This window comes from Humisphaera borealis, from assembly GCF_015169395.1.
GTDB classification, from domain to species: domain Bacteria; phylum Planctomycetota; class Phycisphaerae; order Tepidisphaerales; family Tepidisphaeraceae; genus Humisphaera; species Humisphaera borealis.
Map to the genome: position 1 here is coordinate 4,499,225 of NZ_CP063458.1, position 11,003 is coordinate 4,510,227.

The following is an 11,003-nucleotide window of genomic DNA, read 5'->3' on the forward strand; positions in this document are numbered from 1 at the left end:
GCGGCGGCGAAGCCGTCGGCGTGGAACCCGTGGTTAAGGGTCTACATCGCGCCCTGCCCCGGCAGGGGCAGAGGAACCATGGATCGCCGCGGTGCCAAATGTGGCAGCTCCTCCGCCCCGTCCGGGGCGGGATGAACCTGGGGTCCGTTTCCACGGGTTCCGCGACACCGGCTGCGCCGTTGCCGCTGCACCCGTGGCTAGCGTCCCCGGCCCATCCGGGGCCAAAAGGCGACATCGACTTCGCTGCTGCCGCTGCACCCGTGGCCCGCCTCGGCCCCCCGGGGCCAAGCCGATTCGGCTTATCCGGCGGGCGCGGGATTCGGTGGCGCAGATTTCCCGGCGCAGCACTCTGGGTGCGGGAATGAAGGTGCGTGTCTGAGAAGGGTTCCGTTGGGCGGGATTCAGCCGGGCGGCGTCAGTTTACGGGCTCAGGTGACTGCTGGTTCGCCACCCAGCGCTTCCAGTGCGTTGATCGCCCGGGCGATCGCGAACTCGATATCGGGTGTGAACAGGTCATGGCCCAGTTCTTCGACCAGGCCGTGACGGTCGAGCGCCTTGTACTGCACGGCGCGGACGCCGCACAGGATCAGCTCGCGGTGCTGCGATCGCAGTTTTTGCGCCGCGGCCAGCAGGTTCATGGCGCTGTCGGCGTCGAAGTGGGTGAGCGGACTGACGGCCAGGATCACCACCCGCCATTGCCTGGGCAGCCGATCGACCCATGCCAGGAAGTCGGGGGCATGATGCTGGGCGTCGCGGCGGTGGTGGGTCAGGCGGTAGATGCCGACCCCTCCGGGGAGCATCGCCTTGACCCCTTCGCTGCCGCCGAACTCGGTGTCGGCCGTGAGATCCAGTTCCTTCACGTCGGCGATGGGCTTGCGCCAGTCGACGTAGATGATCCAGAGCAGGAACGAGACAGGCGCGAGCAGGGCACGGGTCGGGAACAAGTAAAAGATCACGCTCCCGGCGATCACACCGAACAGGAACGACCCGAAGATGCTCGCCAGCAGCAGCAGTCGCTGGAAGCTGGCGTGCCGGCTGGAGAGCCGCCAGACCCGACCGAGCCGCGACGACGGCCTGGCGGTGCCGTTGACCCGGCCGTTCCTTAAAGGCCGATGGGTTCGATCCCACGCCCAGAGGATGTATTGCACGCTCTCGAGCCCCAGGTCGGTGACGACGCCGGTCAGGTGGGTCGTTCGGATGACGGCCCCGCTGATGCGGGTGATGGTGGCGTTCTGGAGCCCCATGGCCAGCGAGGCCAGGCCGCTGAGCACGTAGAACGTCGAGCGGTTGGAAGCCGGGAGGAAGCCGGTGTAGTGCAGTTCGATGCCGATCGCCAATGCGACCAGCAGCAGGGCTTCGACCGCCATGGGCAGCATGTACTTCGACGCAATACCGCGCCGCCGTGCGCCTTCGGTCATCACGCCCGAGGCGACCGCACCGGCGAAGAAAGCCAGGACAAGGAACCCGAAGAACGCCACCTGCTGCAGTGCGCTGGCGACGCTGAACCCGGTTTCGGCAACCGCCAGGCCGAAATGGGTGACGTTCCCCGTGACGTGCGACACGACGATTCCGCCGCACATAATGAACGCGATGACATTGGTGTAGCCGGCGATCCAGGAGAGACTGATCGCGAGTCGGCTCTTGAGACGGAAACTGTAAGCACCGGCAGAGAGCATGGAGAGGGGACGTACGGGGTCTGAACTTAAGTTTCAGCAATCATCCTGCCGAAAACATGTTTCATGTTATCGGTCCTGCGGTCCTCCGACTCTCGACTGCGGCAGGTGAACGAAGCTGTCTCATCCTCATCGAGAGACCGCGTTCCACTGCCGCTCCCAACTACATCGACCGTCGGCAAGTCGGTGGTGACTGTTTCGGCATATGAGCAGCCGGATCAGGGCGATTGCATGTTCAGGTCGTTAGCAGACGGAGCAGGTAGTGCTCGTCCCAACCTGCCTTTAACCGTTTCCCGTGGATCCCGTTTTTGATGCTCCTGTCCCGCTTGAGAAGATTGAGCGTCAGCCGGCACAACCGGGAGTAGTTCTCCGCACCATAGCCTTTGCGGATCCGCCGCTCGTCCTCGCGGAAGCTCACGTCCAGTTGCCAGTGCAGCTTGTTCTCGATGGCCCAGTGGCCGCGGATCGCCGCCGCCATCGCCCTGGCGTCGGTCCCTGCGACGCTGCTGATGAAGTAATGCCGCTCGACGCTGCTCTTGCCGGCAAGCACCTCCCGCTTGCGTTCGACCGCGATCACGCCGGCCAGTCCCGGCCACTGCTGACATAGGTCGCCGAGCCAGTGCACTTCGTCCATCACCCACACTTTGCGGGTGTCCAGCCGGCCGTGGTCGGCGTCGAACTCCTCGTGGACGCCGTGGCTCACGTCCTTCATGCCGCCCAGGATCGCTTCGTCCAGCAGCTTCCTGACCTTCGCGTGCAGCGTCGGACGAGGCGAAGCCTGGTCCTCGGCTGGTTCTCCTTCACCGACAGCACGTAGTTGCCGCCGGCATCGACGATCTGTCTGGCGATCTGCGTCTGGCAGCCGGCGGCATCGATCGTCACCGTCGCGTCCTGAATGTCTAACAGGCCCAAAAGCCGCGGGATCGCCTCGATCTCATTGCTCTTGTCATCCACGGCGACCTGGCCGAAGACCATCCGGTGGGCGTCGACGAACGCGCTGACCATGTGGGTCATGTTGTTCCTGGCCCAGGCGTGTTCGAAGGACCGGCGGATGGCCTTGCCGTCGATCGCGATCAGTCGTCCGCCGGCGGACTGTGCGATCGCGCCGACCCAGGCGTTGAAACACTGCTCGAAGGCGTCGGGATGGAGCTTGGCGAAGACGCGACCGAAGGTGTCGTGAGACGGGATGCCGTGGGGAAGATCCAGGAAGGTTCGCAGCCAGGAGAGCTTGCTCTTGCCATAGAGTTCAACGTCGACCCAGCCGTCGGCACCGCAGATGACGGCGCAGACGGAGATGACGAGGATGTCGTGGAGTTTGTGAATCACGTTGCAGCCGCGAGGATCGGGGAGGTTGGAAAACGCGCGCAGGGTACCACTGGTCGCAGGGCCATCCATGGCGAAGCTCCGTTTCAGGAGATGAAAGTTGTTACCAGCGAAGCTTCGCGACCGGTGAAGGAGTGATAGCGAGAGAAGTTAGAAAGCGCAACCCGTACAAAACACAACCATCGACAAAAGGAGATGCGATTGCCCTCGCAGCCGGATAAGAAGTTGCCTTTGTCAGTATCGCGGAGTGAGCCGTGGGACTATAGTGGCCGGGTGCCTTCCGATCCCAGTTCCCCCCGTGGCGTTCGCCGATGGATCAAAGACCCTTTCTGCGGGCTGTCTCACGCATTGGGCGCGGTGCTGGCACTTGTCGGGCTGATTGTCCTGCTGGGGCTTAGCCGGGGAACGGCGTGGGAAATCATCGCCGTGTCGGTCTACGGCACGAGCCTGATCCTGGTTTACACGGCCAGCGCGCTCGCTCATTCCATCCACTGTTCGCCGCGGATGGCGTGGCGACTCGATCAATTCGACTACATGGCGATCTTCCTGCTGATCGCCGGCACTTATACGCCGATCTGCCTCGGGCCCCTGTGGGGGCCCTGGGGCTGGACGCTGCTGACCATCGAATGGGTACTCGCGGCGATTGGCATCGCCAGCGTAATGCTCATGAAGGAGCAGAGGGGCCTGCTTCGGGTATGTGTCTATTGCCTGATGGGCTGGCTCGTCTTCACCGCGACTGGCCCGCTGCTGGAAGCGATGCCTACTTCTGCGTGGATCTGGCTTCTGGCCGGCGGGGCGTGCTACACAGTGGGCGCAATCGTTTTTGTCACGCGCAAGCCCCTCCTGTGGCCGGGCCGGTTTGATTACCACGACCTCTGGCACGTGCTGGCGCTGTCGGGCAGCACCTGCCATTTCTTCCTGGTGCGAACGTTTGTGGGGTAAGTTACCGTGGTCCGGGTGCGTTGCTCCGGGTTGCCGCGGGACGGACGATCAGAGTGCACCTTCGTTGCGACCGCCCAACAGATCGGGCCGCACCGCAGATCACGCCGCGAGACACACCTCACGCCGGGTCAGCGCGTCGGCAATAGAACCGGGCGATCCGAGTGCACCTTCGGTGCAACCGCTAAACAGATCGCGCCGCTCAACAGGTCACGCCGCGAAACACACCTCATGCCGTGAAACACACCACACACCGAACCTGACGGAAATCCGGATTAATGGGCGGGGGTTTCTTCTTCCATTCCGGCGTCGGCGGATGTGCGGACCGGCTGCAACACCTTCACCGACATCTCGGGCGGCAGGAGCGATTCCAGCTTCTTCTGGAAGCTGCCCTTGATGAACGTGTGGATCGCGCCGCGTCGGCTCGAACCGATCAACACCTTTTCCGCACCGAACATCGCGGCGAGCTCGGCGATCTGCTCCGGGGCGTTCTGGCTCGTGTCGTAGGCGGGAATGATCGGCACGCCATAGCGATGCCCGTGGGCAAGGAACTCGGTGAACAGTTCCTGGGCGGCCGGGTCGGTGTCGAGCGTCATCCTGTTTTCGCTCTCGACCTTGAAGTTCAACGAGACTTCCCGCACGAAACTGACGACCAGCGCCGCGCCGGTCTCTTTCGCCAGCCGCAGTGCCGGCTCGGCCATTGCGTCGGAACCGGCGGTCGCCAGCAGCAACTTGGGGCGCATCATCGCTTCGGGGGTGAGCTGTTCGATGACGGCTTGTCGGAACAGGCTGGGCTTGGGGCTGCGGCTTCTGGCGATCTTGGTGACCGACCGGAGAATCAGCCCGATGCTGAGCACGATCGCGACGAACGCGGTCGCGTGCAGCTTGGTGAACGCCAGCGTCAGCCAGATGACTACCAGCAGCGCCCCCAGCAGGACCATGCCGGTTTTGCGGTACCACTTCCGCAGTCGCGGGTGGAACGAGGTGAGCGAGCAGTTGATCGCGACGGCCCCGACGACGCCGATCGCGTACATCGACGCCAGCGTCGTCAGGTCGTGGACGAACATGAGCACGAACGCCGGCACGGAGGTGGCCAAAACGGTGGCCACCCATGGCGCGCCGAAGCTGTTGAGCCGCTGGAAGATGCGGGGGAGTTCGCCGTCGCGGCTCATGACGTAGATGGTGCCGGTGAGCGCGCCGATGGCGGTATTGGTCGCAGACAGCAGGAGCAGGCCGCCCAGGATACGCACCGGCCACTCGCCAATCGGGCCGACGTACTGGTTGGCCATGAACGCCAGCATGTCTTCCTTATGGGATTCCCGGCCCATCTTGGACGCCAGCGAGATCATGACGATCGCCAGCAGCAGATTGAAGATGGCGACTTCGATCGTGACGAGCCAGATGCTTTTGCGGGCGGTGGCGTAGACCGGCTTCTTCATGACGCCGGTGAGGTTGGCAATCGCTTCGACGCCGGACAGCGCCAGGACGATGTAAACGAAGCCGTACCACATGTCGCCGGGCGGCTGCCAGAGGCGTCCCCAGTCGAGGTTGGCAAAGTCGATTTGGGGTAGCGCGAACACGACGATCAGCAGGGTGATGACCATCATCCCGACCGCTGCGAACAGCGCGAACCCCGCCGAATGCTTGGGGCCGAGGAGATTGAGGGCGCCGATGAGCAGGATGGCGCCGATGGCCAGCAAGCCGGGGCTATTGTGGATTTTTGCCCAGGTCGATTCGCCCGGGCCGATCAGCGGGGTGCTTTCGCCGCTGGATTCGCCATCAGACTGTCGGATGACGGTGTCGCCGGGGTCGGTCGCCTCGACGGAGGTGTGGGACGAGCCGAATCCGAAGTAGTGGAAACCTTCGACAGCGCTGAGGGAGGCGGTGACGGTGTAGTCGGCAAAGAGCAGGAGGGCACCGATCACCCCGACGACCGCGCTACGCTGCCGGCCGGCGGTGTAGACGCCGCCACCGTCGGCGTAAATCCGGCAGATCTGCGTGTAGGCCCAGCCGACGGCGACGATGAGCAGGCTCATCGCGGCGATCAGCCAGAAAGAGCTTCGCCCGGCGACCAGAAACGCCAAACCCAGGACGTACAGCCGGCTGGTACCCCAGTCGCCAAAGAGCAGCGCGCCCGCCCCGAACCAACTGACGTTGCGGGGGCGTTCGCTGCTCAGAAGCGACAAGGCCTGTGGGACCGACTTCGAATTTTCGGAAGGTTGCATGTGTGGGAGGAACCAAGTTCTACGTGCGTCAGGTGGCCGCGGCCGGTTACCGCAACCACTCGTCGCAGGTTGAGCGCGTCCCAAGAGGCTACCGGTTCGGCCTATGGGGAACAAGCCGACGGCGTTCGGATAGGTGACTTCCCCACCGCAATCCCCTGCCAGTGGCTCACACGGCTGCTCGCGATGGCCGCAATGAGCGCCGGATCATTCACGATTCGCTGCACGTTCATGGTTACCCCGTAACGTTCGTTCCGGCTGAGCAAACGTAGGCGAACGATGTCCCAGGCATGACATCGGCCTGCGTCCGGCCAGCCCATCGAGGACGGACGTACCATGCGGGCCACCGACAACCAAAAAGCGGCTGGACTTAAGCCGGTCAAGAGCGCGATCGCAGTGCTTGAATTTCTGGAGTCCCGGCAACTGTATTGCGCACTGCACGGCGGCGTGAGCGACATTTTTGACCCGACCGGCCGCGTGCTCGACGCTGATGAGACTGCTTACGTGGCTCGGGTGAACTTCGGTCCGACACAAACTCGCGACGTGCCCGGATATCGCAAGGACGTCGGCGAGGCGTTGGCCGTCAAACCCGACACCTCGGAGTATGGGTGGACGAGCGGGGAAACGCTCAAGGGCAAAGTCCGGCAATCCGCCGCATCTCCGGACGACCGGTACGATTCGTTCCTCTCCACCCGCGCCGGATCACGCTGGGAAATGACCATCCCCAACGGCAACTACGTCGTAAGGCTGGCGGCCGGCGATGTGCGTGGACGATCCGCACACGCGTTCAGCGTTGAAGGTATCAGTGCCGTGAACGGCAAGAACTCGCCTCGTCAGAAGTGGTTGGAGGCGACGCTGACGGTTGCCGTCGCCGATGGCAGGCTGACCATCGAATCGCACCGCGCCGGCAAGCTAAACTTCGTTGACGTGTCCGCGGCCGACCCTGGGGCGATCGTGATGCCTGAGGACTTGCCGGCGCAGCCGCCGGCAGACGCGCGTGGGATCCCTGCCGGCGGCGCTTCGTCGCTGGGTACGTCCGTCCGTTGGCAGACCGCCACGCCCAATCCACTGGCCCGGGCCGAGGCAATCGGCAATGTGATCAACGGAAAGCTGTACGTGATGGGCGGGTTCAACGGGAAGGTCGCGGGAACTGCCGACAACTACATCGCCGTCAAGCGGGGCGACGTGTACGACCCCGCGACGAACCGCTGGTCGCGCATCGCCGACATGCCCGAGGCCTTCACGCACGCGACGGGGGTCGTGGTGGGGGATCAATTGTGGTTCGTCGGCGGATACGCGGGCAATCACCCCGGCCCCGGCACGACGAGCGTCTGGAAGTACGACACCGGCGACAACCGCTGGACGCGCGGCCCGTCCCTGCCGCTTTCCCGTGGTGCGGGCGGTGCCGGGTTGATCGGCAATACGCTCTACTTTGTCGGCGGCATGGACCGCGACCGCATCAACGACCGCAACAACCTCTGGGCTCTCGATACGAAAAAGCCGTCTCAAGGCTGGGTCTCACTCCCGTCCATGCCGACCGCTCGGAATCACCTGTCGGTCGTCGCGACCGGCGGAAAGCTGTACGCGATCAGCGGGCAATTGAACCAGGAGCAGAACCAGGTGGCGCTGGCGCAGGTTGAAGCGTTCGACCCTGCTACAAAGCAGTGGTCCGCTGCCGCCTCCATTCCTGCGCCCCGATCGCATGTGACGTCGGCGGTGTTCGACCACGGCGGGCGGATTGTCGTCGTCGGCGGCGAAGACGGCTTCAACTCGGTCAAACGCGAACTTTTCGCGTACGACCCGGCGTCCAACCAATGGGCGGTTGTGGGTCAGCTGCCGTCGGCCCGCAGCACGATGGTGGCCGGCGTCCTACCCGACGGCCGCATTGTCGCCTCGACCGGGAACAGCCCGGTCAATACCTGGACAACCTGGATCGGGACGCCGGCCTGAGCGCCGCCGACCGCCGAATCGGCGGCACTTTTGACGTTGCCGTGAAACGCCCGCGTCTGCTACGACCTGCCGTGGCAACCACGCCCGTTGGCCGATGAGCGATATGACCTGCGAACAACCCCCCTGCGAACAACTTCCCGGTACCGAAGCATTTCAACGTCCCCCCGTGTTCCACACGGCCGGTGGGGCCGTCCGCCGCGCCGGTTTTGAACTGGAGTACGCCGGACCCGACGTCGATGCTTCGGCTGGAATTGTCCGGGACATCTTCGGCGGCGAGATCGAGACCGTGAATCTGGCGGTCCGGAAGGTTCGAAATACCCGCGTCGGCGACTTTTCCGTCGAGATCGATTCGTCGCTGCTGAAGGACAAGCGGTACGAAGCGGTCCTTCGCGCCGTCGGCCTGTCGCCGGAGTCGATCGATACCGAGCCGCTGGAACGCCTTTTGGCCGGCGTGCTGTCGGCCTGGGTGCCGTTCGAGATCGCGACGCCGCCCATTCCCATCGACACGCTTTACCTGCTGGACGAACTGCGCGGCGAGCTTCGTACCGCCGGGGCAAAGGGCACCCGCGCGAGTTTCCGCTACGCGTTCGGCATGCACATCAATCCCGAATTGCCATCTGAGAACCCGGCGTCCGTTCGAGACCACCTAAGGGCCTACTTCCTGCTGGAGCCCTGGCTCCGCGAGCGGGTGGATGTTGACCTCACCCGCCGCGTCATGCCGTTCATCAATAGTTTTCCGTCCGAGTATGCCCGGCTGATCCTGCAGGAGGACTATCCCGGCGACATCGGATCGCTCATCGACGATTACCTGAAGTACAACCCCACGCGCAATCGCCCGCTCGATGTACTGCCGGTACTGGCACACCTGGACGGCGACCGCGTGATGTCGCAGGTCGAAGACCCGCATCTGGTGAAAGCCCGGCCCGCCTACCATTACCGCCTGCCGAACTGCCTGATCGACGAGCCGGACTGGCGACTGGCCCGGGAGTGGAACACCTGGGTTGCGGTCGAACGGCTCGCCGCCGACGCTCCGGCGCTGGCCGCGATGAGCCGCGACTATCTCGAGGCCGATTCGACCTCCTTCCGCCCGTTCGTCGATAAATGGCCGAGCGTTCTCGAAGGTTACATGGCCGGCGGCGTGGGATAGCGCTCCGCAGACCGTTTCAACAATCGGAACCGCACCGCGTGACATCCGCCGCCCTGAAAACAAGCGATCGCCCCCGCACGCGGCCTGTCGTCGGCGTGACCGGGCCCGACCGCGGCGGCGAGGCGGCGTGGTTCTTCACCTGGCTTTCCCTGATGCTTGTCGGCGCTTCGGCCCGGCATATCACGCCGTCACGCCCGACCCGCATCGAGAAGCTCGACGCATTGGTGATCGGCGGCGGAGCCGACGTCGATCCGCAGCTCTACGGCGAACCCCTGGCGGTGCTGCTGGAACCTTCCCCCGAGAAAGAACGATCCCTTGTCAGACGCCTGCTGGATTTGCTGTTCCTCCCGGCTGCCTGGTTCGTAAGGCAACTGCTGGCGAGAGATTCGAACCGTCGCGGCGACGCCGACCGCGATCGTCTCGAACGTGGCCTGCTCGATCACGCCGTGAGAAGCCGCCTGCCCGTCCTGGGGATTTGCCGCGGGGCGCAGCTGCTCAATGTCTACTTCGGCGGGTCCCTGCATCAGAGCCTAGCCGGCTACTACATCGAAACCCGTGAAATTCGCTCGATTCGTCCGCGCAAGAAGGTGGCGATCCGGCCGGGCACGCGGCTGGCCGCGATACTTGGGACGGAACGATGGGTGAACTCGCTGCACCGCCAGGCGGTCGATCGCCTGGGTGTCGGCATTCGAGTCGCCGCCACGGATCGCAACGGCATCGTGCAGGCGATCGAACACGACTCGATGCCCTTTATTGTGGGGGTCCAGTGGCACCCCGAGTTTCTGCCGCAGCGTCCGGAGCAGCGGGCGCTGTTCGGATCGCTGGTGCAGGCGGCCCGACAGCGACGGCAATGTCCGCAACGCCACGAAACGGCGATCCCGACCGGGTCGCGGTAAATCCTTCGACATCTCACAAACCAATCTCTACACTCACGTAACGGTAACAACACAAACGTGAGCCTTCGAATTGACCATTTCGGATTGACCGATACCGGCCGCGTGCGCGCCGGGAATGAAGACGCCTGGGCGGCGGATGAGGCCCAGGGTCTGTACATCGTCGCCGACGGCATGGGCGGTCATAACGCCGGGGAGATTGCCTCGCAGATGGTGGTCAGCTCGCTGCCCAAGCTGATGCAGAAGCGGGGCGGGTCCGTCATGCCGCGGACGTCGGCGGCGATCGCCAGGCGGCTGCGGTCGGCGGTGTCGCGTCTGAGCCGCGACGTCTTTGAACAAGCCAGCGCCGAGCCGCACCTGAGCGGCATGGGCGCGACCGTTGTCGCCGTCATGATCCACGCCGGCGAGGCAATCGTCGTTCACATGGGGGACAGCCGGGTGTACCTGCTTCGCGACGGTCGGCTGCGTCTGCTGACCAGGGACCATTCGGTGATTCAGATCCTGCTCGACTCGGGGCACATCACCCCGGAGCAGGCCCAGTTCCACCCTGATCGCAATCGCATCACCGCCAGCATCGGCATGCCCGGCGACCCTACCCCCGACAGCCGTCGGGTCGCGCTGCGGACCGGCGATCGAGTTCTGCTCTGCACCGACGGCCTGGCCAATATGGTCGACGACCTGAACATCTGCAGGATCATGGGTGAGTCGGCGACCCCCGAGGCAACTTGCAGGAACCTCATTGATGCCGCCAACGCTGCCGGCGGCGACGACAACATCACGGCGGTGGTGCTGGAAGTGCACGAGGAAAAGTGAGGAGATGAAAGTGCTGAGTGCGGAGTAAGAGAATCTGCCACTC

At 64.3% G+C, this 11,003-nt stretch carries 9 protein-coding genes; 5 read left to right on the plus strand and 4 right to left on the minus strand.

Translation table 11 applies throughout. The features are described 5' to 3' along the window. Positions 1 to 428: 428 nt before the first annotated feature. The 3 genes from IPV69_RS16825 to IPV69_RS16835 form a co-directional block, all read right to left on the minus strand. On the minus strand, positions 429 to 1,676 hold the full coding sequence (locus tag IPV69_RS16825; RefSeq protein WP_206290837.1) for a DUF1275 family protein: 1,248 nt from the start codon (positions 1,674 to 1,676) through the stop codon (positions 429 to 431). Between the two features lie 232 nt (positions 1,677 to 1,908). Then, a complete protein-coding gene (locus IPV69_RS16830; RefSeq protein ID WP_241179934.1) occupies positions 1,909 to 2,385 on the minus strand; it encodes an ISAs1 family transposase in 477 nt (158 codons plus the stop codon). Then, the gene (locus IPV69_RS16835; RefSeq protein ID WP_206290838.1) at positions 2,382 to 3,068 is read right to left on the minus strand and encodes an ISAs1 family transposase; all 687 of its coding nucleotides are present in this window, start codon (positions 3,066 to 3,068) and stop codon (positions 2,382 to 2,384) included. The genes IPV69_RS16830 and IPV69_RS16835 overlap by 4 nt, the downstream gene beginning before the upstream one ends. 201 nt (positions 3,069 to 3,269) lie before the next feature. Here IPV69_RS16835 and trhA point away from each other — a divergent pair, with 201 nt between their 5' ends. Beyond that, positions 3,270 to 3,938: a PAQR family membrane homeostasis protein TrhA gene (gene trhA, locus IPV69_RS16840; RefSeq protein WP_206290839.1), complete on the plus strand. Its 669-nt coding sequence runs from the start codon at positions 3,270 to 3,272 to the stop codon at positions 3,936 to 3,938. Between the two features lie 272 nt (positions 3,939 to 4,210). On the opposite strand, the gene IPV69_RS16845 is transcribed toward trhA, so the two are convergent. Continuing rightward, complete coding sequence (locus IPV69_RS16845; RefSeq protein WP_206290840.1) at positions 4,211 to 6,160, minus strand: universal stress protein; 1,950 nt, start codon at positions 6,158 to 6,160, stop codon at positions 4,211 to 4,213. A gap of 333 nt (positions 6,161 to 6,493) precedes the next feature. Between IPV69_RS16845 and IPV69_RS16850 the strand changes: the two genes are divergently transcribed. The 4 genes from IPV69_RS16850 (at position 6,494) to IPV69_RS16865 (ending at position 10,960) form a co-directional block, all read left to right on the plus strand. Then, positions 6,494 to 8,107: a Kelch repeat-containing protein gene (locus IPV69_RS16850; RefSeq protein WP_206290841.1), complete on the plus strand. Its 1,614-nt coding sequence runs from the start codon at positions 6,494 to 6,496 to the stop codon at positions 8,105 to 8,107. Between the two features lie 166 nt (positions 8,108 to 8,273). Further along, on the plus strand, positions 8,274 to 9,254 hold the full coding sequence (locus tag IPV69_RS16855) for an amidoligase family protein (RefSeq protein ID WP_206290842.1): 981 nt from the start codon (positions 8,274 to 8,276) through the stop codon (positions 9,252 to 9,254). A 38-nt stretch (positions 9,255 to 9,292) separates the two neighbouring features. Beyond that, a complete protein-coding gene (locus IPV69_RS16860; RefSeq protein WP_206290843.1) occupies positions 9,293 to 10,150 on the plus strand; it encodes a gamma-glutamyl-gamma-aminobutyrate hydrolase family protein in 858 nt (285 codons plus the stop codon). 57 nt (positions 10,151 to 10,207) lie between these two features. Next, positions 10,208 to 10,960, plus strand: coding sequence for a Stp1/IreP family PP2C-type Ser/Thr phosphatase (locus IPV69_RS16865; protein ID WP_206290844.1), 753 nt, complete (start codon positions 10,208 to 10,210; stop codon positions 10,958 to 10,960). Positions 10,961 to 11,003: the final 43 nt, after the last annotated feature.